This is a genomic window from Anaeromicrobium sediminis, assembly GCF_002270055.1.
Classification (GTDB): domain Bacteria; phylum Bacillota; class Clostridia; order Peptostreptococcales; family Thermotaleaceae; genus Anaeromicrobium; species Anaeromicrobium sediminis.
The window spans coordinates 21,658-45,841 of the sequence record NZ_NIBG01000026.1; the positions used below are offsets into that span (position 1 = coordinate 21,658).

Genomic DNA, 24,184 nt, shown 5'->3' on the forward strand with positions numbered 1-24,184 from the left:
ACTTTGCTCCTCATATTTCTTTATGTAGTTTGGTAACTGTGACTTTTTTAGCCCTTATAAAGCCTGAAGTTCCTAGAGATGAATATATATGACAGTTCATAGTGTTTTGAGCATCTATTTTTATTTCCAAATCTAATATAATACACGTAATGCCTAATAATTCTCCTTCTAACTTAAAATCTACAACATCCTCAAATATTATTTTTACGTAGTATTCATTAAATTCCTTTGGAATAGTAACCATCTTTATTAATAACTCTATCTTAGAACCACTTATATTAATTTTTTCCATATAATCATCATGAAAATCTGGCCAATATCCATAATCTTTTATAATATCATCTGACCCTTGAATATAATCCATCCTATCATCCCTCTTTTATCACTATAATTTTAATAGACCACATTTTCTTTTGTATCATATTTTCTTCGGTCTTCTGTTATATCTGTTAACCATCTATCTAGTGTCTCTTTGTAAAAATAATATTTATCCCCTACTTGAAAGTATGGCAACATTTCTCCTGTGAAAGTTTTGTATTTTTCTAGCTGATATTTTTCTATAGTTATAAGTCTCTTTATTTCTGATTCATTCATATTTAAGTATTCAGTTGCTTCATTCATATCTAGAACACCTTCATACCTATTATTAATTCTTTCATTATTTAAAGAGGTGTCAGTATTTAGATTAACTATATATCCCTGTATGATGATTCCTATGGATATAATCAAGCATCCAAATAAAATATTATAATTGATTTTCATTATTCTTCCCCCATGCTCTAATATAAAAACTAAAGATTACTCTTTAGTTTCTTCTTATAAAACGTCCTTCCATGTCTAGATTGGCAACTCATTTCTATTTATCTAATTTCTCATTAAGTATACTCATAATAATTTGGTTATGATACTTTCCATCTCTATACAATCTGTTTCTTAAAACTCCCTCTTGTTCAAATCCACACTCTTCATAACATTTAATTCCTCTTTCATTGAAAGAATGTACTTTTAAATGTACACAATATAAATTCAAATTATTAAAAGCATAATCTATTAGCTTTTTTATAACTCTTTTCCCATAACCTTTACTCCAATAATCCTTTTCCCCAATTAATATTTCTAACTCACAATTAGAATTTATCCAATCAATACTATTTAATGCACATTTACCTATAGTTATTCCATTTTCTAGTTCTATCATAAACTCTTTATTTTTATTGTAGTCTATATGTTCTAGTCTTTCTTTAATCTGGTTATATCGTATCAATGTATTCCTTATAGAATAATAGTATCTTAATTCCTCATCTTGAAACCATTCATATATTCTTTTATAGTCTTCTTCAACTATATTTCTAAGTATAAAGCCCTCACCTATAATCAATACATTACCTCCCTATACTATATTGATTTTTTATAATACCCATATAATCTTATAGTTTTATTAATGAAAGTATCTAAATATATCCTAATGAAACTAACTAAAATATAAATTACTCCTCACAATTATCATTGATTATATCATATTTGTAATTTAATGGTAAATCACTCCTCTATAAATACACTAAAAGACCTAGCTTATATATAAGCTAGGTTCTACATTTTTGTGTTTTTTAATTTATAGATTTTATTCATTTACTAAATCTTCATAATTAGTAATCAATCCTATAATAAATATCAATATGCCTATTATAAGATAGAAATTAAAGGCAACACCTTCAAATTTCAATATAAAAGGTATAGCTGGTATAGCAATCCCTACAATAAACTCAATAACACCGTGAATACGGAGGGGGATAAGCTTGAATATACCCATTGAAAAATTTGTTAGTATTGTCATAAGCAAATGGATAATTGCCAACATATAAGCAAGTATCATAGGCATTCCAGTTAATCCTAATAATGTTGGAGCAGCCGCAAAAACAGCCACAGTTAGGTAATCTAAGTACCCATGAGTACGTGATGATAGAATTTTCATAATATAACTCCTTCCTAAAATTAAAATAAAGCTTATAATGGATTTGCCTCAGTTAACTAAGATAAATTCATTATAAGCTTTATTTAATCAGGAGTCTGTTATCCATATAACACCTTAAAAATATTACTGGATTAGATGACTGTATTCTATTAGGGCTTTATCGTTGATGCAAATTCTATCTTTTACATAGTTCAAGAGTCCCTGTCGCTTGAGCTTATTTAATATTGTACTGACAACTGGTCTACTAGCACCTACAAAGCTAGCAAGTTCTTGTTGTGTCATCATAAGTTCAATAGAAAAACCGTGAGTACATGGTTTGCTACTAAGTTTAACTAACTCACACAAAGTCTCTACTACCCGTACATCTACTGTTTGAGAAATGATTCTTTGTAGACGACGTTCAATTTTCTGTTTTTGATCAGAGATTTTTTGCACAATCTTCCATGCAATCTCTGGATAATGAATTATCATATTTTGAAATTCATCTACTCTAATACTATATATATGTGCTTTTGGCCAGGCTTGTGCTGACTCCTCCATTTCAACAGATTTAAGCGATTGTAATGCTCCAAAAATATCTCCTTGTCCAAGAAATGCTGTAGTTACTTCATCCCCTTGTTCTGACAAGCGAGTTTGACGAACAAATCCTTTTATTATAAAAAAAATTGATGAACTTAACTCACCTTCTTGATAGATGTATTGTTTGTTATCAACTTCAAGAACTTGTAAAGTAGGACAAGCTTTTCTCAACTCTTCCGTTGGGATATCTATTAAAAAGTTATCAATATTACCTGACATTATTACTCCTCCTAAAATGTAAAAATTACTATCTGAAATAGGATTTAATCTGTATAAATTCATATTCTATGGTGTATAACTACCACATAGTACGCTTTATAAACTTGCTAAAAAACATAACCAGTTTATTTCTTTTTCTTATTATATCATTACGCACAAACCTGTTAAATAATCAATAGTTTTTTACCTATGATAGCATGACCTAATTCTATTTAAGTATTGTAAATAATAGGTACTAAAGTAATTATTTCATTCAATCCTATTTTTCCACTATAAAAAGGATATCTTCCAACTATTGTTAGAAAATATCCCTTTAACACACATATTCAATACTTACAATTCCTTTTTTAGTTTAAATAATGGAACTGTCTTGTTCTTTATTCTAAAAATTATTTTTTAAAATCATCTAAATAGGCTACTCCTAAACTTTCTAGGAACTCCTTTTGAATTGGTTCAGTGGCAGCATTAACCTTCCTAGCATGATCGGCCATTAACTCACCTACAACCGTCCTTAAAGGTCTTTGCCCAGCAGGTGTGTCAATTAATTTTTTCACCTCATCAGCCACATCCTGAGGATTAGGAACCTTGTCTCCAGAAACCATCTCTTCCATCCCATTAAATAATTGATTCATTGCTTCAGCTACTACGCCATATTCCTTAATCACATGTCCATTAGCAGGAGGACGCATCTTACCCGGTCCTTCTGTAGGGAAGCTTCCAGGTTCAATAGTAACCGACTCAATTCCCAATTGGGCCAGATCATAATGATAACTTTCAGCAATTGTATCTATAGCACTCTTAGTAGCAGAGTATACACCCATAAAAGGTACAGTGCCATGAGCCGAACCACTAGTGATTTGGATTAATAGACCTTCACCCTGCTTTCTTAATGTTGGTAACAACCCGTTATTTACACGCATAGGACCAACTACATTTGTATTAAATAAATTTATAGTATCTTCACTTGTAAAGCCTTCAGTTACTCCTGGAACACCATATCCAGCATTATTCACAATCACATCAACACGATTAGTAAGTGACAAAATCCTTTTAATTCCTTCATTAACTGAATCATCACTGCTTACGTCCATTTCTAACACATGTAGGTCATAATTATTTTCCTCAGCCCAATTTTTATATTCTTCCGCTACCGATGTGTTTTTTCCTTCTACACCTCGCATGGTTGCAAAGACTTTATGTCCATCCTTTGCCAATGTTTCAACAATCAATTTTCCAAATCCGCTACTTGCTCCAGTCACAACAATAGATTTCTGCATAGTTGTCATCCCTTATCACCTTCCTATAAAATTAAATTTAACTTATAAGTTAATTAACTAATATAGGCTCATTATAAGATGTATTTAACCCTATGTCTGTTATCTATATAACACTACCTCAATGTCATTGGATTAAATGATTATATTCCATCTATCATAAAATTACTATTATTATCATATCCACAGATTGGGAATATATAATTTTTTCTCAATTATAACGTCACCTTCTTTTAATCTTATATATAACCTCTTATAAAATATATTCATATCCTATACATAATCTAGGCATTAATGTATCATCCTTAGAAAATTCGTACTTTGATGATACATTTTCAAAATCATTTACATTACATGCACCTCTTATCTCCCAACAATCTACATTATCTTTATTAAAAAAATTCTTTACTTTATCATTAGGTTCAATAGTAAATTGCCAATGTCTAGTTATTTCTCTCATATTTAATTTTTCATAGTATTTCTGAGCTCGTTCATCTTGTGAATACCATATACTTTTGTTAGTGTTAAATTTATCTTTCATTATTTTATGTACTTCTTCAATTAACAAATAACCTATATTGTTTCCCCTATAATTTCTATGAACTCCAAATTCCCATACAAATCCATAGTCATCCTTAACTATATCTATAATCTCCGAATTCATCTCTACAGTTATAAATCCAACTATTTTATTGTCTATTTTAGCAATTAAATCAATCACTTGATTTTCGTACTTAGGCTTTTTATGTAACACAACCCACCAAGCATATGAATCTACCATAACACTAGCATGAGCATCTAGCCATTCCAATTCATCTAAAGAACTATATTCTTCTATTGTTATACTCATTTAACCGCCCCCTTAACTCACAAGTTTTACATGGCATCTGTTTTTATGACAAATAACATATAAAGATATTATCGTCTCCATATTAACTTAATATCTTCCGATTGTCCTCCTTGTAGAAATATTTTTTTAACATCTTTTAAGTCATTATCCACAATATCTATTTGAAAACTTCCTGAAGGATTCACTTTATTTGCAATGCTATATCGTAACTTTAAATATAAATTTTCATTAACTATTTCATATTTATATCCACTATACCCTGAAGCACTGTCGCTGATATTCCCTTTTACTATCAACTCATTATCTGCCACTCTTGTTGGTTTGGCCCATATTACTTTAGTAGAAACATAGTGTCCATATATAAAGATTTTATATGCTAAAATGAGTATAGTTATTATAAAAATAATACTAACTACTATAACAATTTTTTTCTTTGGTATAGCTCTAATTTTATTTAATAAGTTCAATTTATTTTCCTCCATTATATAAATATTGATTTATATATTTATGATAGAAATTTAAATTACATAACATTTAAGTTACTCATTATACCTGTTTTACCTCACTAGTAAGTATGCTGTTTTAAATCTGTATAGTATAGTTTATTTTATATACATATATTACCATTAACATTGTAAAAAATATACTCCCTTAACCACAATGGCTGGGAGCACTATGTTAACAAAATCTATTTCTCAATACTAATTGATTTTTTAACTCTCTTTCTTTTTAAAAAATGTAACATCTATAAAGGAGATTCCAAAAGCCAAACCCAGACCACTAGAAAATTCTCTAAATAAATCTATATTTGAAGGTCTAAAAACGTAATCAAAAATATAATTTAACGTACCAAATGAAATAAATAAACCTATAAACTTAATCACTCGTCTCCTTATCTCAACCCATTTTAACTTTCTTAAATTTAAAATAGTAACAAAAGGAACATACAAAAGTAAGAAAAAAGTTAAAAATACATACCCAATTCCAAATTTAAAAGCAAAGCTACTGTCTATATCTTTATAAACCATCCAGAATACAATTATAGTTCCAATTGCAAATAGGATATACAGAATTCTTGTAAAAATTAATAATTTGTTTTTCTTCATTTTACACCTCTTGAATTTTCATTCACATCATTTTACTACATAATATCATATTTTTGCCTACCTACTACTCCTATAGTAATGGCTTTCTTACACAAAATAATAATCATAGAAATTAAATATATACTTATTTACTTCTCATAATTATTATTTTTTATGGTTATTAAAATTACTATAGATTTAATTCCATTTTCCTGTTTCTCGTTGTCATTCCCATTGATTCGTAGAATTTGACTGCATCTTTATTAAATTCCCATACAACTAACTGTAATGATGAAGCACCTTCTGTTTTTGCATAATCTAAAATATATTGAAACAATAATCTTCCGATTCCATTTTTCTTATAATTAGATTTAACACAGAAATTATCTATAAAAGCAAATTTTCTTGGTTTTAGTATCGGGACGCTTTGCGTAGTCATAATTTTTATTATAGAATAAGCCACTAACTCTTTGTTATCTGTATTTTCAACTACAAATAACTTTGTATTATTAGTATTTAATAAATCATCAAAATACTCTTTTAGCAAAGGATTATTAACATCCATATAAACATCTGGTCTATTTTTAAGGTGCAAATTATGTACTTCTATAGAAAGATTACTAATATCTATGTAATCATTACTAATGGCCTCTCTTAACTTCAAATTCATAAAAGTTCCCCCTATTTCCTTATATTAAATTTAACCTATCCGTGTATACCTTTTATATAACGTTTTGTGTTTACGGAATCTCTGAACCGGACCCTTGAAGCCCTTCTCCTCGATGGAGCTTTACGCTCGGTGAAGGGATGTGGTGCACCTGACTTTCCCTAAAAACGTACTTCTGTGCACCCTTGTGTTAAACATTTTGTTAAATGATGTTGCAGACGAAAACTATCAATATCCATAAATTTATTTATTTTTATTACCCAATATATTAACATTGTTAATTAACGCAATCATGCATTATTATCATTTGATGCAATTTTTTTATGAAGTGGTACAATTTTCATTAGACATTGGTTATTGCCCATTTTAATACTCTCTAATAATTCAATGTCAACTTCGCAATCAAAAACATATTCAAAAATCTTCTTGTTATATCCAACTGTGCAATAACACCAAGTTTTTGTAGGTAGCATGTCAACATCTTCAAGCATTGGACATGGACATGAAAAATATTTTGTAAATAAATATCCATCTTTTATGTATCATCCTGCTTCATACTCATTAATTTTATCAACAAAATCTTCCATAGAAACAGAAGTATCATAAATATTTTTAATAAATTCTTTAGATTCGTCTAATTTTCCATTTTCGGTACAATAACAACCTAGCCTAATGCTCTTTATGGTTTGTTCATCAAATTGTCTTTCAAGCTCAGAAGATATATATTTTACCCATTCCTTTTTTTCATTTTTTGTTGGAGAAAATGGTAAATCCATTCCAAAAGCTATTTTACGCGCAACATCTAAATTGCTATATTTCGTAATATTTTCATAGAGTTTTTTTACTTCGTCATGTATTTGCTTCAACATCATTCCTCCTTATGATTAAAATATAATAAATGTTATATAAAAATCCTTAATTCTCAATATTAAACTAGTGCGCAATGCCATCTAATGGTTAGGTTTGTTTACAAACCTAATTCCTTATTTATATCTATATAGCTGTATTCACCACATAGGTTCGTGAATATTTGATTATAACTATATAATTTCATATCTTTAAAATATACAGTTATTATAACATTCTTACTAATTTTTCCAAAAATTGCAAAGTTCCTATTTTATTTTCATAACCTTATAGATTTACATTATCAATGTTTATGGTCTTTATTTCCTAATATATTGGACTTCTTCTTTGTAGATAATAATAGTAATCGAAAAAGAAAGAGGTGTGATAGATTGCCAAAAAAACCTTTAGTAAAAGAAGCAAGAATGGCATTAAATCAATTTAAAGAGGAAATCGCAAACGAGTTAGGTATTTCTGCCACAAATACAAATTTATCTAGTAATATTACTTCTAGACAAGCAGGTCAGATGGGTGGAAAACTAGGTGGAGAAATGACAAAAAGATTAGTAGAAAATGCTTCCAAGGGTATGACTTATACTAATGATTCAACACCTGCAGATTTTTAAATAGGTTAAATATCAAAAGGATGAACGCAAAAATTCTTTCGTTCATCCTTTTTTAAATTAATTTCTTTTTTGTTTTTAATATTGGAATAATAATTTATAAAATCATCACTCTTTTAGCAAAACAAATTATTGCTTTCAATTTTCTGTTCAAATTTCATACAAAATAAAAAGATGAGAGAAAATGAGTTCCTACCTAGAAAGCCTTTCATTATCAATTTTTTCACTTAGCTTTTCTAATTCCTCTATCATTTTTATTAGTTCTAGGTCCTGCCTATCTCCCAATAATGTTTTTTTCTCTATCTTTAATCTAAACAAACTTAATGATATTAAATCTAATTCCCTTTTACTTAGTTCCATATGTATGTCCCCTTTACTATTCCTCTTAAACTTCCCCTTATTCTGTAATTTTCATAGTGCCAATCCAAGTTGATAAATTAAAATAGTGGGGGCTATGGTAACCTAAATTTTAGGCAAGATCATAACCACCTGTCTTATTTACTCAAATCTTTTTAAATCTTTAGTTCCTACTTCCACTCAATAGTTGAAGGAAACTTAGAATTAATATAACATACGATTCTATTTACATTATCTACTTCATTAACAATTTTTGCAAAGCCCTTCAAACATCATGAACACTTTGTTATACGTAGTAATGCAATTAAGTTAGTTTAAAACAATCTAATTTCACTCCGTAGACTACAACCTCAATAGAAAGAGTTTGACATGCCTTTTGAAGTTTAGGAGATACTTTTCCATCGCAAATTATCATCTTACGAACCTTTTTATTGGGGTATTCCTTTTCAATGTCATGTGCATAGCTAGCTATCTGTGTAGCAATAGCATCAGTAAGACAATTTGGGCCTTTTAATTCGCCTACAATTAAGGACCCATCAGAAGCTTCGAGTAGTAAATCAAGCCTATCTCCATCTGATAAAACCTTTTCATAATCAATTACTCTAGCACCTTGTTCAACAATACTTGGAGTTTTACGAATTAATTTTTGTATTTCTGATTCTTTTATCTTGTGGATTTCATCAATAGGGATAATATCTTCTCCCTCATCATAAAAATGTAAATGATACTGAACATCCTCTGAATTTTCTACTTTAACATTATCTTGGTAGTTGTTAATTTTCTTGAGTAATGTATCGACATCTTGTTGTAAAAGTTCTCTTGGTTGCCTTGTTGCAGATCCAATTACTTGTAACTCAGTTTTTGTATTGTTATCAAGTTTAGTAAAGTCAATATTTAAAGAAAGCTTTTCCGCTAAACATTTGTTAAGAGGAATTGGTTTTCTTAGTCGCTTTGATTTTACTTTGTCTCCAATAAAAACCCAATCATCATATTGTGCATCACATGTTATTGAATTATCTTTTCTTGCATCCTTTCCCGAAACTATTCTATCTACCACTATATAACATGTTATGTATTTACTAGAACCAATTTTTGTATGAAAAAAAAGATAACTACCTTGTGATATATCTTTTTTAAACTTTCTACCCCTTTGACCGCTATCCCCATATGTAAGTTCTCTAAAATCAGGATCTTTGTGTCCCTTTAAAGGTGTATAAGTTATAAGAAAATGCTTTGGCATTGTATCATCCTCCTTTTAAAGTAATTATTGCGTATAACGTTTTGCGTGTTTACGACGCAACAATCCTACCGCATTCTGGTTGTGTTGGAAACACACTATTATGTGATGTTTTGAAGACGATATAGCCTTAGAATATAATTCTTCTATATGTCCAACAGCCTCTATATACGCATCTTAGCAAGATTATTTATTTTTTCTTAACCACGATCTTCTTTTATAAGCATTAACTTCCCATTTTATGCTTTTATTGTAGTCCGGTGCAATCCATTTATTGAAATCCTTAAGGAATTCTTTATCCAATCTTTCTTCCAACTCGTTATCAGTAAAAAAAGTAACCCCATCTTTTATTGTTGAAATCACATCTTTACCGAAACGGTCATTAGAAAACGAATATTCCATGCGATGTTCACTAAGTACCTTATTACAATATCCTTCAAACCGCTTAGTTCGATATCTATTTTTGAGAATAATTTTGTCAATTTCTTCGTATACAGGCCTATATTTCTCTGAACTTCCTATTGCACCTACTACTACAAACAGTCCTCTGTTTCGAAGAAAGAATGCAGTATCTTTTAACTGTTTATTAAATCTCTCAACCATATCAACATTAGTCAAGAAATTACTGAGTACAGCTAAATCATATCTTCTTTTAACTGTTTGAATTTCTTGCACTTGATACCATTCGCCTTCAATTTCTTCATATTCATTCCTGAAAATTCTGTGCTTTTCATTAAAGACTAGGTCATTGATGTCCCTAAAGATGGTATGGTGATAAGGAACATGATATTTCCATTCATCAACTTTATCATCAGTATAGTTTGCATATTCAGTAAAATGATGTAGAAAGTTAGTGAACTCATTAGATCTTTCTACATAATCAATGTTTATTTCTTTAATTTTTGATTCTTTCTTTTTTTCAATTTCAAACTTCCTATAAAGTTCATACATATCTGACATAGCATACATCGAAGGACCAGGTCCACTACCTAAATCTAAAATATCAATTCTCGATTTTATAGGGAGTATTCCTTTTTCTAGCAATTCTAAGAAAACTAACTGAAACCTATGATATCTGTCCATAAAATGCAAAACTGTATAGGCCGCAGATACACCTTCTTCGTCATAAGTAATTACATCACAATTCTTCAAAACGTCACTAAATCGATTGCATACTTCTGTTTTACTGTTATCATCAGTATATTTATAAAGAAATGATGTCAGTCTTTTATTTAGCTCACAAAATCGCTCATACAATAGATCATTTTTTTCTAACCATTTAACAAATTCATCATTCATAAATTTCTCTCCTATCATTTGTATCAACTTTCATAACCCTTATCTATTTTTAAACATTACATTACTTACAAACACTTATTTAGAGTAAGTAGTCTTCAAAATATTACATGACGGTCCTAGGATTTTGCGATGGTCCATATGGTTTTTGTGGACTTTTGAAAATGCTATGTTAAGTGACGTGTCTGTTTCACTTAATTGATGTTAGAATCTTCATGATACCAGTAGAAATCCACTTTTTCATATATACTTTTGAACACCTTCCAGCAATTATTTAACTAATTTCCCCAATCTCCCACAAATCCTATCGCGCTTTCTTTCCCATGTAGAAAAACTAAGTGGTTTATCAATTTTAAATACTTCTTCAATCTTTGCTTTGAATGAATTGAGTTTTAAAGGGTCTGTTAGCTTAAAACCTTGAGTTAAAGGAAATACTCCTTTTATATCTTCGTATGAAAAAGGTGGCACAACAATAGGAATATGTTCTTTAGATAGAACCCAAGAGGCTCCCATTTCACACATGCATACTGGACTTTTATAAAAGTTCTCCGATAAAACAAATAAAACAAGCGAGTCACAAGAAAGCTCAGATTTAATAGTATCAAGGAAATTTTCGCCTAACCCAATTCCATATCCGTCAAACGACGTACAGAAAATTTGATTCGACTCAACACCAATTGTTTCTAGTATTTCAATGACTTCCTCAACAATCTCTGAATCTTTTGAGGCATGACTGATAAAAATCTTTGAAATATTTGAAGCTTTTTCATCATCAACATTTGTCATATATGTACTACCAACTTCCTCATTAAACTCATCAATATATTCATTGATAGAATCTATTAGAATTTTGAAGTCACGTCGAAAGCAACTAAGATGATCAGACGTATAATCACTTGTTGAGGTAAAAACCATTGCTGGAAAATAGAATTCTAGTTCGCCAAAATGTTCATATTCAGTAGATTTTTTACCAAACACCTTAACAAGTGTTCTTTCAACCAAGTTCTTCCAATTTTTAAAGTTAGGATCACTACTATCTTCAACCTTAACCATTTCAGATTTATCTATTAACTTTTTTAATAATTTAATTTTAGTATTTGTATCCACAATTTTCCTCCTTATTCATATATAATTACATTTTGTATATCAGACATTTCGCTTAACGTTTTCTTTACGAACCAAGTTCGTTATTTATACCTGTATAGTTGTATTCACGACATAGGTTCGTGAATATTTACTTATATATGGTAATTTTATGATATAACATTATGTAATTTTTTACAATTTGTTCTTGTATATACCATGTTGTTCCCATCATAAAAAATGCTCCCTTCCATCCAAAGAGAGCATTTTCAAATTAAATTTCCCTATTCATCTCATAAACCTTCAAAGCAATCTGCATATTTAATATATTGTTATAATCCTCAAAGTCCACATCAGTAATCTCCTTTATTCTCTGCATCCTGTATATAACAGTATTATAATGAGTATACATATTCTCAGACATGCGTTTTAAATTACCCTTGCATTTAAAATATTCTTCTAAAGTATCTACCAATTGTGAATTCTTTTCCTTGTCATAAGTAACTAATGGCTCTAGCATTTCCTTATAAAATTCACTTAGTTCACCCTTTAATTCCTCATAGGATAATATTCTGTATATGCCTAAATCATCATAGTGTACTATAGTCTTATTTATGGCCTTTTTAGAAGATTTTAAGGCTTCCCTATAACTTTTATATAACTCCCTACTATTTTCATAAAATCTTCCTATACCTATGGAAAAGTTTTTGTGGAGGTCTTCTAATTTGCCATGGGCCACTATTTCTTCGCAAAAGTTTAGTAGCTTCTTCTTTGAATAATCATTTTCTTTACATCCAAATAGGATTATTATCTTATCACTTTTATCTCCATATAAAATAGTATCTTTAACACTTTTTCTAAGGCGCTCCACAATGCCTAGGACCTTATTATTTAAGTGCTTTAAAAAATCCACATTGTTAGGCGTTATTCTCATTTTTATTTTTTCATTTAAATCTATCACAATAGTTGCATAGGATAATTTTTCATCAAATCCGAACACATAACCCTTATTCAAAGCCTTTCTATGGCTGAATTCATCGTTTGATAGAAGATCATCAAAAAATTCTATCTTGTGCTTACTTTCAATTTCAAAAACAGATAATTTCTTCATTAAATCTAGTGCAATTAATGGAGTACAGGATTTTATTATGGAAAAATCTAATGAATTTAATTTTTTGTAGTCTTCCCATATGAATAAATCACCGTAATTTACACCCTTAGCATAGATGGGAATTCTTATTCGAGATACCATCTTTGATTTAATATTAAAATTTTCATAGTACAAGGTAATACCTTCTTCGTTTAAGACCTTCATCTTTTCTTTTCCATAATCCACCTTTTCCAAGGTGTCTTTAAATTCACCACAATTGCCAAAGCATATTACATTCCTAAATATGTTTTCTTTTATGGCCATGGTATTATGTATATTTTCATGTAAAACTTGTCCTATTTCTTTAAGGGTTCCCCCTTCTATCATTAGATTCATTATCTTATTATTTATTTCTTCTATTTTCCCAAGTGCATTAGATTGATGATTTATAATCTCCGTTAATGCTGGAGTCATAATATCTGGATAGGATATGTTTTGGGGTATTTCCACAATGGGAAAACTTAATTGTTCAGATATATTAATAATCGACTTAGGTATCTCCTTTATATATCTCTTTGTCTTTATTCCTATTCCTGCTAATCCCTTTTTATTAAATTTAGTTATAAGGTTTTTTAGTTCCTTCATATTATCTTTTACAGAATATGCTGTAGTTAATATGAACTCTCCTTCTCCTACCCAGTCTATAATATCTGGTACTTCCATAACATTTATTTTAGTAACTCTTCTATTTAATCCCATTTGTCCTGAAATTACTTTAGCATCCTTTAAAATATTTAATTTCAATAATTCTTCTATAGTTATTCCAAAGTTATTTTTCAAAATAAGCCCTCCTAAGGTTTGGCTAAAGATAACTTTTATTTTTATCCTTAGTTTATTTAATCAAATTCATCTTCAATAATTCTTATATGCTTATATATATTTAACAAATCTGATTTTTATTACTAAAAATTAGGACAAAAGTTGGTGTTTTAACGGAACCATTGAATTTAGCCATTTCAATAACACTATTAATAAATCTTTACAAACTCTTTAGATTTTTTTAATACTCTTTATTGTAAAGTAATGCTAAAATATACCATATTAGTGTTTAGGCAGAAGGTGGGAATTATGAATAGATCAAATATATTAAAAGAAGTTTCTAGGGAAGAAGCAGCTAACATAGTAGGCGAGCTAAATGAAACATCTAAAGAATTAGAAGAATTATCAAAATTCGTAGTAAAACTATATGATGAAATAGTTAAAAAGAAATAAAAATAAGGGCTCCTATTAAATTTAATAGGGCCCTTTGTTTTTTATTTATTCTGGTAAAACTCTATTTAATACAATTCCTACCATGGCAGCTAAAGCCATTCCTTCTATTGAACAAGTAGGAGTTATAGCAATAGATGCTCCGCCTAGACCTAGTACTAATATAATCGCACAGATGATTAAGTTTCTAGGTTTAGTAAAGTCCACATTGTGTTCAACTAAAGTTCTCATACCAATAGATGCAATCATACCAAATAATATGATTGAAATTCCACCAACTACTGCCGTTGGTATGGTACTAATGAGTCCAGCAAGCTTTGGTACTAATCCTAGTACGATGGCAAATGCAGCTGCTATTCTCATAACCTTAGAATCCCATACTCTAGTTAAAGCAAGTACTCCTGTATTTTCAGAATAAGTAGTATTTGCAGGACCTCCAAACATAGCAGATATGGATGTACATACTCCATCTGCCAATAAAGTTCTATGAAGACCAGGATCTTTTATGAAATCGTCTTCCACAGTTGCCCCTATAGCTAATATATTTCCCACATGTTCGATCATGGTAGCCATTGCCATTGGAGCTACTGTAAGTATACTGCTCATATTAAATTTCGCTACTGAAAAGGCAGGAATTCCTACCCAAGCTTTAGTGACCATTGGTGCAAAGTCCACATTCCCCGTTGCTAATGCTACTATGTATCCTCCTATTAAACCAACTAAAACTGGTATTACTTTTAAGAATCCCTTTGTAAAAATACTAACTATCATAACTATTAAAAAACTTACCGCTGCTAAACTCCATTTTTGAGAAGCCATGTTTATGGCCACAGGAGCTAATTTTATCCCTATTACAACAATGATAGGACCTGTAACTACAGGTGGAAAATAACTAAGAACCTTATCCGCATCAAAGTAATACATTAAAAGAGCTAATACTAAATAAACTAAACCGGCAATTACTATACCACCCCTGGCATAAGCTAGACCTTCTGCCTTATCCATACCCTTTTGCCCCAATATCTCCACTACTGCTAACATAGGAGCAATAAATGCAAAGGATGAACCTAAGAACACGGGAACCCTTTTCTTTGTTATCAAGTGACATATTAGGGTACACAACCCTGCCATAAATAAAGTAACGGAAATATCAAGGCCTGTAATAATTGGTACTAATACGGTAGCCCCAAGCATTGTAAAGGTATGTTGAAGACCAAGTACAGTTGCTTGCAATTTTGACAGTTGACTAATATCAGTTATGGCTTCGTTTGTTGCCAAAGCTTTTCCACTCATAAATTATCCTCCTTAATTTTCACCTATAGTTTTCTTTTCCTTAAGTGCATGTAAAACCTTTTCCGGTGTAAGAGGTATACTGTTTAGTCTAACTCCAATAGCATCATATAGTGCATTTACTATGGCTGGAGCTGTTGGTATCATAGCAGGTTCTCCAATACCACGGGCTCCATATGGTCCATCTGGCTCTGGATGTTCTACAAATTTAACAACCATATTTGGCATATCGCCAACTGTAGGGATCTTATAGTCTACAAAAGAAGGATTTAGTACTTTTCCGCCAGATAATTTTAACTCTTCCATAAGGGCTGAGCCTAATCCTTGAACTATGGCACCTTCTAATTGACCTTCTATAAGTTGAGGATTTATTATTTTCCCCACGTCAAAACATGAAGATACATTTAGTACATGGATATTACCCGTATCCACATCTACTTCGATTTCTACACCTTGACATCCATAAGTCCAAAAGGCCACTGGCTTATCTCCCATTCCCGTATCCTTATCTGTATTTCTCACATTAGGAGGAATGAAAGAACCTCTTCCTATAATAGGACCGTGAATTCCAGATCCATCTTCCATAGACAGCCCTAAAGCTAAATCTTTTATGGCCATTTTCTTTTCTGGATAAAGGGTAGATACTACATATCCATCTTCTAATTTTAAATCCCTTTTGTATACTCCAAGGCCCATACTTGCCAAGTTGAGTAGTTGATCCTTCATGTCGTCACATGCATTTAGTATGGCGTTTCCAGAGCAATAGGTAATACGACTTGCAACAGTTTGCCACTCATATGGAGTGTGATCTGTATCTCCTGTCTTTATAGTAATTTTACTTGGATCTACAGATAAAGCTTCTGCCGCAATTTGAGTTAAAGCAGTGTCTGATCCTTGCCCAATATCCTGTGCACTTACTAATAGATGTATTGTACCATCTTCGTTTAATTTTATTACTGCTGATGAAGCCACATTATTAGGCATTGATGGCGCTTTCATACCACAAGCTATTCCTTTTCCCCGAAGTCGATTTGGTGCTGATGGGGCTTTCTTATTATATAGGTCTATATCTTCAACAGCCACATCTATGCAGTCTAATAATCCACATACGTCTATAGGTGCATTAGTAGCTGTTCTTCCCCCTACCTTTTGAGCATTGATTTTTCTTATTTCAACTGGATCCATACCTAGTTTCTCTGCTATGGAATCCATATTTTGTTCTATTCCAAAATGAATTTCAGCCATTCCAAAACCTCTATATGGTCCACCTACAGGATTATTTGTATAAACACATATGGAATCACACCAAATATTGTCCACATCATATGGGCCCACAGCAGCAAAACCTGCTGATTTTGTAATGTTTACACCATACTCTGTATAGGCTCCACCGTCCCAGATAAATTCATTTTTTATAGCCGTTATCTTTCCATTTTTCTTAACACCTGTTTTAAATTTAGAATACATTCCTTGTCTTACAAAGGAATTTACAAATACATCTTCCCTAGAGAAAGTAAGTTTTACAGGTCTACCATTTGCTTTCATAGCTAAAGGTATTACTATACCTTCTAGTGTAGTTCCTGCCTTACCCCCAAATCCACCACCAACGGCTGGTGTTAATACTCTCAATTTATTAAGAGGTATGTCAAAGGCAACAGATAAGGCCTGCCTTACCGCATAAGGTGATTGGCAAGAAGCCCATACAGTTAAGTTTCCTTCCCTGTCCATTTGAGCTACAGCACTATGATTTTCTATAGGACAATGTTGGATATGGGGAACGAAGAATTCCGTATCAAATACATAATCAGCTTCCTCAAAACCCTTCTCTATATCTCCCTTTCTTATCTTCTTCCAGTTACTAATGTTAGTTCCTGGCTTTGGAAAGAATATAGGTGCATACTTATATTCTTCTAGATCTGGATGGATAATAGATGCATCTTCATTAATGCCATCCTTTGCATTTGCAACAACTGGTAACTCAGCATATTCCACATCTATAAGTTCTACTGCTTCCTTTGCAATTTCTTCTGTCTCAGCAGCTACCGCAGCTACAGCTTCTCCCCTATATCTAACTTTATCTACTGCTAAGAAAGTCTTATCCTCTAAATACAGACCTACCCTTTTAGAAAAATCCTTTCCTGTAGTTACCACTTTTACTCCCCTTAACTTTTCAGCCTTAGAAGTATCTATATTTATTATTTCTGCATGGGCATAAGGGCTTCTCTTTACAGCTGCATATAACATGCGTGACATCTTCAGATCATCTACATATTTTAAGTCTCCTGTTACCTTTTTAATCCCATCTACCCTATGTATGCTCTTACCTATATATTTCATCTTATTCACCCCTTTTTGATCCTATATTTCATTATTCTTATTGGAGATTTCCATTATGGCTTCTACTATTTTTTTGTATCCTGTGCATCTACACAAATTACCACTTATAGAATCCTTCACTTCCTCCTCTGTAGGCGTAGGATTTTCTTTTAAAAGACCCTTAGCACTCATAATCATTCCTGGAGTACAATAGCCACATTGTAGTGCTCCATTTTCAATAAAAGATACTTGTAAATCATCTAATTTAGTTCCATTAGACAATCCTTCTATGGTTACGATTTCTCTACCATCTGCTTCTACACCTAAAACTAAACAGGCATTAATAGGTTTTCCATCAAGTAAAATAGTGCAAGCTCCACACTCTCCCATGCCGCAACCTTCCTTGGCTCCTGTTAAATCGAAATCTTCCCTTAACATGGTAAGTAAAGTCTTATTAGGTTCCACTTCGTATTCTATTTCTTCATTATTTAATATAAAATTTATTTTGTGCTTCACTTTGACACCTCCTCCTTTATAACTTCAAGGCTTCTTTTTATAGCCACCTTCACCATATCTACTCGGTACTCTTTACTAGCTCTCACATCTCCTATAGGAGCACATTCTGTAGCTGCTATTTCACATGCTTCTTCTATAACTTCATTAGTTAAACGTTTTCCCTTTAAATATTCTTCCGTTTTTCTTGCTCTTATTGGAGTTGGAGCAACAGAAGCTAAGGCAATTCTATATTCATCATTTGCTAGGCAGCATGTAGCTCCTACTGTTGATAAGTCCACTTCTTTTCTTCTAGAAATCTTTTGAAAACCACCTATTATGCCATCATAACGTGGTATTTTTATTGCCTTTAATATTTCTCCATTCTTTAAAGAAGTTTTTCTTACCCATACAAAGAAGTCATGAATAGACATTTCCTTTTCTCCCTCTGGAGTAAAAATAACTAGTGTTGCGTCTAAAGCCAATAGTGGTGTAGATGTATCTGCCAATGGAGATGCATTACATATGTTACCTGCCATAGTAGCCCTATTTCTTACTTGTCCCGAACCTACAGACTTGGCTCCCTCACTTAAAACTTTATAGCACCTCTTTACTTCCTTGTGATGGGCCATATCATTTAAATTTACACAAGCTCCAATATATATTCCATCATTATCATACTTTATATCATAAAGCTCTTTTATTCCCTTTATGTCCACTACCACTTTAGGATTAGTTATATTCTCCCTAATTCTAACTAATAAATCTGTACCACCATTTAAAATATGAGCATCATCCCCATATTTTAATAGAAGGTCACTTGCTTCTTGTAATGTGGTAGGTTTATAATATTCAAAATCTCTCATTTTTTTTCACCCCCGAATGTATATAATATGTATATTCCAAAGGGGGGTTCTTCATTTTGTTTATTGTCCTCAAATTTTCATCTATTTAAATTAAATAGGTTTGTTAATAAGTACTAAAAAAATATTATCTATCCACATAACCTTAGTAGTTTCTACACAAATACACAAAAAAGGTGAAAAAAGCCCAAGCCTTTTTTCACCTTCTTTATATACCTTCCCTATTCTATTTCATCAATAACATACTTGGTTTCTTGATACACATAATAGTTAAGCCAATTAGTAAACAATAAATTAGCATGACTTCTCCAGGTTAACACTGGATTGTTTTCAGGATTATCCCTTAGAAAATAATTTCTAGGTATATCTATATCTAACCCTTTATCCACATCCCTCTTATATTCCTTTAACAAAGTATCAATATCATATTCAGAGTGACCAGATATGAAAAACTTTCTCCGATCTTTAGAAGCTACTAGATAAACTCCCGCTTCCTCTGAATGGGATAGCAAATCTAGGTCTTTTACCTTTTCTATGTCCTCTCTCCTAATCTCCGTATGCCTAGAATGGGGAACCCTAAATAATTGATCAAATCCATAAAAAAGTTTTTCCTCCGGTTCATTTATTTCATGATCAAATACTCCAAATAATTTCTCCTCTAGGTCATATTTAGGTACATTGTAATAATGATATAACCCGGCCTGGGAACCCCAACATATATATAGGGTGGAGGTCACATTTCTATTGGCATAATCTAAAATCTCCTTTAACTCTTCCCAATAGTCCACTTCCTCAAACTCTAATTGTTCCACTGGGGCTCCCGTAATAATCATTCCATCAAATTTCTTATCTTTTATATGATTAAAGTTTTTATAAAAGGTATCTAAATGAGTTCTTTCTGTATTTTTAGATTCATGGGACTCCATACAAAGGAATGTCACTTCTATTTGAATTATAGAATTTCCTATGAGCCTAAGTAATTGTCTCTCTGTAGTCTTTTTATCAGGCATTAAATTTAGTATGGCTATCTGAAGTGGCCTTATATCTTGATGGATGGCTCTATCTTCTTTTATAATAAATATATTTTCTTTCTTTAATTCTTCTCCTGCAGGTAATTTATCTGGTACAATAACTGGCATGTGCGCTCCCCCTATCCTTGAACCTTTTCTAGGGCCTGTTCAAAATCCCCTATAATATCATCTATGTGCTCAATACCTACAGAAACCCTAATAAGTTCTGGTAGTACCCCTGCATTTCTTTGTTCTTCTTCACTTAACTGTCTATGGGTAGTAGAACTTGGATGAATAACTAAAGTCTTTAACTCCCCCACATTTGGTACTAATGTGGCTAGTTCCACAGAGTCTATAAATATTTCCCCTGCCTTTTTGCCTCCCTTTATACCAAATGCTAACATTCCTCCAGCACCCTTTGGTAAATACTTTTTCCCAAGTTCATAGGAACTACTGGATTTTAACTTAGGGTAATATACCCAATCTACCTTTTCATGATTTTCTAAATAAGTGGCTAATTTTAAAGCATTTTCACAATGCCTATCCATTCTTATGTGTAGAGTCTCTAGTCCCATATGGAATAAGAATGAGTTAAATGGACTTAAACAAATTCCTAAATCTCTCAACAATTGTACTCTTGCCTTTCCTATAAAAGCTCCCTTTCCAAATGCATCCGTATAGACCATACCATGGTAGCTAGGGTCTGGCTCAGTAAGTTCTGGAAACTTGCCATTATTCCAATTAAAGTTACCACTATCCACAATTACTCCACCTATGGAATTACCATGACCACCAATATATTTAGTTGCTGAATACACTACTATGTGAGCCCCATGTTCAAAGGGTCTGCATAGATAGGAGGTAGCAAAGGTATTATCCACTATGAAAGGTACGTTAAATTCTTCTGATAAATTACTAAATTTATCAAAATCTAGCACATTAAATCCTGGATTTCCTATGGTCTCTCCATATAAAGCCTTAGTATTTTCTTTAAATGCATCTCTTATAATTTCAATAGGATCATTAGGATTTACAAAGGTAACCTCTATTCCAAATTTCTTAAAAGTATTATTAAACAAAGTATAAGTTCCACCATATAAAGTACTTGCAGCCACTATATGATCTCCTGCACCACAAATATTTAAAAGGGCTAAACTAATGGCTCCTTGACCAGAAGATGTGGCTAGGGCTCCTACTCCACCTTCTAATGCATTCACCTTTTCTTCAAATGCACTACTTGTGGGATTATTAATTCTCGTATATATGTTTCCTGCTTCTTCTAAATCAAATAATTTTGCAGCCCTCTCTGCACTTCCTAGATAATAGGATGCGGTTTGATGGATTGGCAAATTCCTAGCACCCGTTTCATCTGCTTTATAGGTTCCTTGTACTGCCATTGTGTTAAAATTCCAATTATTATTCATAAAGTCTCCTCCCTTTTTATGGAGAATAGAAATACCTATTTAGAACTAATTTTTTATAAAAAAATCCTCTTCCATATATGGAAGAGGATAGTTCGCAAAAGTTCCCTATTCTCTCATCTTCCAGATAATGATTCTGCAGGATTTAGCACCTTTTCAACGTTTTAGTTGCTGGTTGCTGAGACGTCACAGGGCCTGTTCCCTCTGTCTCTCTTGATGAGATATTAAATTTCTTAATATTATATTTTATTTTAACTTTTCTGTCAATAGACTATATTAATTCTTTTATCCTTTTTATGAAGCTTTCCACATCATGCCTATTAGTATCAAAGGAAGTAACTAATCTAACTAATGAACTTTCTTCATCTAGTACATAGAAAGGATATTCTTCCTTTAGTGGTTCTATAATATGTTTTGGCAAGTGGACAAATATCATATTAGTTTCCAACTCCTCTGCCATTGTTATTCCATGTATGTCCATTAGTTCCCTTTCTAATAACTTAGCCATAGAATTGGAATTTTGGGCATTTTTAATCCATAGATCATCTTCTAAATATCCTATGAACTGGGCTGATACAAATCTCATTTTAGATATTAATTGCATTCCCTGTTTTCTTATGTACTTAAAGTACTTGCTAAGATCTGGGTTAAGACAAACTATAGCCTCTCCAATCATCATTCCATTTTTAGTTCCACCAAAGGATAATAAATCTACTCCCGTGTCACATATCATTTCTTTTAAGTTAGTATTAAGTGCCACTACAGCATTAGATATTCTAGCCCCATCTATATGTAATAACATATGTCTTTCATGGGCAAAATCTGCTAATTCTTTAATCTCTTCTATAGAATATAAAGTACCCTTCTCAGTGGGTTGGCTTATGGATATGGCCTTTGGATGTACTTGGTGTTCATCCCCTCTACAGGTGATTAACTCTTTTATTTTTTCTAAGGTCAATTTTCCATTTTCATTGGCTCCATATAATATTTTGCATCCACTAAATCTCTCTAAAGAGCCGCATTCATCCACATTAATATGGGCCGTATCAGCACATACAACAGCTTCAAAGGGTCTTAATAATCCACTAAGACCTACCACATTAGCAGCAGTTCCTGTAGCTACAAAATATACATCAACTTCTTTTTCAAATATCTTTTTAAATTTATCCATGGCTTCCTTAGTATAATCACAATTTCCATAGGGTAGTGCATGTCCTACGTTAGCTTCCACTATCTTTTTTAATATGTTTTCATGTACCCCTGAATTATTATCACTTAAAAACATTTTCATAATCTTATTCCTCCCTCATGTTAAACCTAATTATTTTTATTTGCATATCATATCTATATGGGGAATTCCATCCTCTAAATATACCTGTGATATGGGGTTAAAGCCTAAACCCTTGTAAAAGTCTATAAGATATTCTTGGGCAGATATTCTAATACTTTTATTTCCTATGAACTCCATGGCTTTTTTCATTATTTTTGAAGCCAGTCCCCTATTTCTATATTCCTTGGTGACTAAAACTCTACCAATTATCATTTCATCATCCTTAGATGGAATTATTCTTAAATATGCACCTATTTTATCTCCATCCTTAATCATCACATGAAAGGAATCCATATCCTTATTATCACATTCCCTATAAGGACAATTTTGCTCTACCACAAACACATCTATTCTTTCCCTTAGTATGTGATATAATTCATCTACACTTAGTTCATTAAACTTCTTAATAATATATTCCATATAACTCTCCTTCTTATAAATTACTCCCATTATACTGGATTTTAACCATTTCTACTAGGTTATTTTATAAACAAAAATAAAGTAGCATTAAAGCTACTCTACTATTCTGGTATTATCTCAATTATACTTCCTTTTACCTTATTGTTATCATCTCCTAGTATTTTTATAAAGATCTTATCCTTTACAGACCTACTAGTATCTTCTTCTTTAGTAAAACTATTTTCTTTTAGTATATTTAGAGCTTCATCTTCATCCATACCCTTTTTTATACCATATACATCCTCATTACTGCTCTTTACTATTATTTTTCTCACTTTACTATCCTTATCAAATCCTATACTAAGGTGTTTATCATCATATGTTCTTTCATACCCATAGACACAAGGGGAATATTCTCCTTCTCCACCTAATATATATATTACTTCCTTTTCTTCCATTAAAAGCTTTATTCCAAATACATTAATATTAGGATTAATTTCTTCACTTATGAATTTGTCTTCCTTGGAAGTATTGCATCCAGCAAATAGACCTATAATTAAAGTTAAAAGCATTACGCTTTTTAATAATCTTTTCATGATTTTGCCCTCCCTTAAAG

27 protein-coding genes, 1 pseudogene and 1 riboswitch are annotated in these 24,184 nt (G+C 31.5%); of the genes and pseudogenes, 2 read left to right on the forward strand and 26 right to left on the reverse strand.

The genetic code is table 11. From position 1 onward, the window contains the following. Positions 1-10 precede the first annotated feature (10 nt). From CCE28_RS19000 to CCE28_RS19050, 11 genes and pseudogenes are all read right to left on the reverse strand, one after another. The gene (locus CCE28_RS19000) at positions 11-364 is read right to left on the reverse strand and encodes an Imm50 family immunity protein (RefSeq protein WP_095135339.1); all 354 of its coding nucleotides are present in this window, start codon (positions 362-364) and stop codon (positions 11-13) included. A 29-nt stretch (positions 365-393) separates the two neighbouring features. Then, positions 394-762, reverse strand: coding sequence for a MerR family transcriptional regulator (locus CCE28_RS19005; protein ID WP_095135341.1), 369 nt, complete (start codon positions 760-762; stop codon positions 394-396). A gap of 94 nt (positions 763-856) precedes the next feature. Further along, positions 857-1,378, reverse strand: coding sequence for a GNAT family N-acetyltransferase (locus tag CCE28_RS19010; protein WP_095135343.1), 522 nt, complete (start codon positions 1,376-1,378; stop codon positions 857-859). Positions 1,379-1,621: 243 nt separating this feature from the next. Continuing rightward, entirely contained in the window at positions 1,622-1,972 is a 351-nt protein-coding gene (locus tag CCE28_RS19015) for a hypothetical protein (protein WP_095135345.1), read from the reverse strand. A gap of 123 nt (positions 1,973-2,095) precedes the next feature. Next, entirely contained in the window at positions 2,096-2,770 is a 675-nt protein-coding gene (locus CCE28_RS19020) for a Crp/Fnr family transcriptional regulator (RefSeq protein WP_176461919.1), read from the reverse strand. A gap of 389 nt (positions 2,771-3,159) precedes the next feature. Then, the gene (locus tag CCE28_RS19025; RefSeq protein ID WP_176461920.1) at positions 3,160-4,047 is read right to left on the reverse strand and encodes an SDR family oxidoreductase; all 888 of its coding nucleotides are present in this window, start codon (positions 4,045-4,047) and stop codon (positions 3,160-3,162) included. A 250-nt stretch (positions 4,048-4,297) separates the two neighbouring features. Continuing rightward, complete coding sequence (locus CCE28_RS19030; RefSeq protein ID WP_095135351.1) at positions 4,298-4,894, reverse strand: GNAT family N-acetyltransferase; 597 nt, start codon at positions 4,892-4,894, stop codon at positions 4,298-4,300. A 68-nt stretch (positions 4,895-4,962) separates the two neighbouring features. Continuing rightward, positions 4,963-5,361 carry a hypothetical protein gene (locus CCE28_RS19035; RefSeq protein ID WP_095135353.1) on the reverse strand — a complete coding sequence of 133 codons (399 nt, stop codon included), beginning with the start codon at positions 5,359-5,361 and terminating at the stop codon, positions 4,963-4,965. Positions 5,362-5,607: 246 nt separating this feature from the next. Further along, positions 5,608-6,000 (reverse strand): hypothetical protein, encoded by a 393-nt coding sequence (locus tag CCE28_RS19040; RefSeq protein WP_095135355.1) that lies wholly within the window; start codon positions 5,998-6,000, stop codon positions 5,608-5,610. A gap of 169 nt (positions 6,001-6,169) precedes the next feature. After that, the gene (locus CCE28_RS19045; RefSeq protein ID WP_095135357.1) at positions 6,170-6,649 is read right to left on the reverse strand and encodes a GNAT family N-acetyltransferase; all 480 of its coding nucleotides are present in this window, start codon (positions 6,647-6,649) and stop codon (positions 6,170-6,172) included. Between the two features lie 287 nt (positions 6,650-6,936). Then, a pseudogene (locus CCE28_RS19050) lies at positions 6,937-7,518 on the reverse strand (DUF6144 family protein). Between the two features lie 366 nt (positions 7,519-7,884). Between CCE28_RS19050 and CCE28_RS19055 the strand changes: the two are divergent. Beyond that, a complete protein-coding gene (locus tag CCE28_RS19055) occupies positions 7,885-8,118 on the forward strand; it encodes an alpha/beta-type small acid-soluble spore protein (RefSeq protein WP_278277622.1) in 234 nt (77 codons plus the stop codon). A 189-nt stretch (positions 8,119-8,307) separates the two neighbouring features. On the opposite strand, the gene CCE28_RS22365 is transcribed toward CCE28_RS19055, so the two are convergent. The 6 genes from CCE28_RS22365 to CCE28_RS19080 form a co-directional block, all read right to left on the reverse strand. Further along, entirely contained in the window at positions 8,308-8,475 is a 168-nt protein-coding gene (locus tag CCE28_RS22365) for a hypothetical protein (RefSeq protein WP_176461921.1), read from the reverse strand. Between the two features lie 167 nt (positions 8,476-8,642). Continuing rightward, on the reverse strand, positions 8,643-8,741 hold the full coding sequence (locus tag CCE28_RS23060) for a GMP synthase (glutamine-hydrolyzing) (protein ID WP_095135359.1): 99 nt from the start codon (positions 8,739-8,741) through the stop codon (positions 8,643-8,645). 35 nt (positions 8,742-8,776) lie between these two features. Continuing rightward, positions 8,777-9,712: a PDDEXK family nuclease gene (locus CCE28_RS19065; protein WP_095135362.1), complete on the reverse strand. Its 936-nt coding sequence runs from the start codon at positions 9,710-9,712 to the stop codon at positions 8,777-8,779. A gap of 183 nt (positions 9,713-9,895) precedes the next feature. Continuing rightward, a complete protein-coding gene (locus CCE28_RS19070; RefSeq protein ID WP_095135364.1) occupies positions 9,896-11,008 on the reverse strand; it encodes a hypothetical protein in 1,113 nt (370 codons plus the stop codon). 267 nt (positions 11,009-11,275) lie between these two features. Further along, a complete protein-coding gene (locus CCE28_RS19075; protein WP_095135365.1) occupies positions 11,276-12,112 on the reverse strand; it encodes a toll/interleukin-1 receptor domain-containing protein in 837 nt (278 codons plus the stop codon). A 250-nt stretch (positions 12,113-12,362) separates the two neighbouring features. Then, the gene (locus CCE28_RS19080) at positions 12,363-14,018 is read right to left on the reverse strand and encodes a PucR family transcriptional regulator (RefSeq protein WP_095135367.1); all 1,656 of its coding nucleotides are present in this window, start codon (positions 14,016-14,018) and stop codon (positions 12,363-12,365) included. Positions 14,019-14,306: 288 nt separating this feature from the next. Here CCE28_RS19080 and CCE28_RS22370 point away from each other — a divergent pair, with 288 nt between their 5' ends. Then, positions 14,307-14,450: a hypothetical protein gene (locus CCE28_RS22370; RefSeq protein ID WP_176461922.1), complete on the forward strand. Its 144-nt coding sequence runs from the start codon at positions 14,307-14,309 to the stop codon at positions 14,448-14,450. Between the two features lie 45 nt (positions 14,451-14,495). On the opposite strand, the gene CCE28_RS19085 is transcribed toward CCE28_RS22370, so the two are convergent. From CCE28_RS19085 to CCE28_RS19125, 9 genes are all read right to left on the reverse strand, one after another. Further along, positions 14,496-15,740, reverse strand: a complete 1,245-nt coding sequence (locus CCE28_RS19085) for a uracil-xanthine permease family protein (RefSeq protein ID WP_095135368.1) — start codon at positions 15,738-15,740, stop codon at positions 14,496-14,498. A gap of 12 nt (positions 15,741-15,752) precedes the next feature. Next, the gene (locus tag CCE28_RS19090) at positions 15,753-18,074 is read right to left on the reverse strand and encodes a xanthine dehydrogenase family protein molybdopterin-binding subunit (protein ID WP_095135370.1); all 2,322 of its coding nucleotides are present in this window, start codon (positions 18,072-18,074) and stop codon (positions 15,753-15,755) included. Between the two features lie 21 nt (positions 18,075-18,095). Further along, positions 18,096-18,569, reverse strand: a complete 474-nt coding sequence (locus tag CCE28_RS19095; protein ID WP_095135372.1) for a (2Fe-2S)-binding protein — start codon at positions 18,567-18,569, stop codon at positions 18,096-18,098. After that, the gene (locus CCE28_RS19100) at positions 18,566-19,411 is read right to left on the reverse strand and encodes an FAD binding domain-containing protein (RefSeq protein ID WP_095135374.1); all 846 of its coding nucleotides are present in this window, start codon (positions 19,409-19,411) and stop codon (positions 18,566-18,568) included. The genes CCE28_RS19095 and CCE28_RS19100 overlap by 4 nt, the downstream gene beginning before the upstream one ends. 218 nt (positions 19,412-19,629) lie before the next feature. Beyond that, positions 19,630-20,547, reverse strand: coding sequence for a homoserine O-acetyltransferase MetA (metA, locus tag CCE28_RS19105; protein ID WP_095135376.1), 918 nt, complete (start codon positions 20,545-20,547; stop codon positions 19,630-19,632). An 11-nt stretch (positions 20,548-20,558) separates the two neighbouring features. Then, positions 20,559-21,842 (reverse strand): O-acetylhomoserine aminocarboxypropyltransferase/cysteine synthase family protein, encoded by a 1,284-nt coding sequence (locus CCE28_RS19110; protein ID WP_095135378.1) that lies wholly within the window; start codon positions 21,840-21,842, stop codon positions 20,559-20,561. Between the two features lie 110 nt (positions 21,843-21,952). After that, positions 21,953-22,062: riboswitch (SAM riboswitch) on the reverse strand. Positions 22,063-22,110: 48 nt separating this feature from the next. Further along, positions 22,111-23,130 (reverse strand): threonine aldolase family protein, encoded by a 1,020-nt coding sequence (locus tag CCE28_RS19115; RefSeq protein ID WP_095135380.1) that lies wholly within the window; start codon positions 23,128-23,130, stop codon positions 22,111-22,113. A 36-nt stretch (positions 23,131-23,166) separates the two neighbouring features. Further along, positions 23,167-23,589, reverse strand: a complete 423-nt coding sequence (locus CCE28_RS19120; RefSeq protein WP_095135382.1) for a GNAT family N-acetyltransferase — start codon at positions 23,587-23,589, stop codon at positions 23,167-23,169. Between the two features lie 101 nt (positions 23,590-23,690). Continuing rightward, on the reverse strand, positions 23,691-24,164 hold the full coding sequence (locus CCE28_RS19125; RefSeq protein WP_095135384.1) for a hypothetical protein: 474 nt from the start codon (positions 24,162-24,164) through the stop codon (positions 23,691-23,693). Positions 24,165-24,184: the final 20 nt, after the last annotated feature.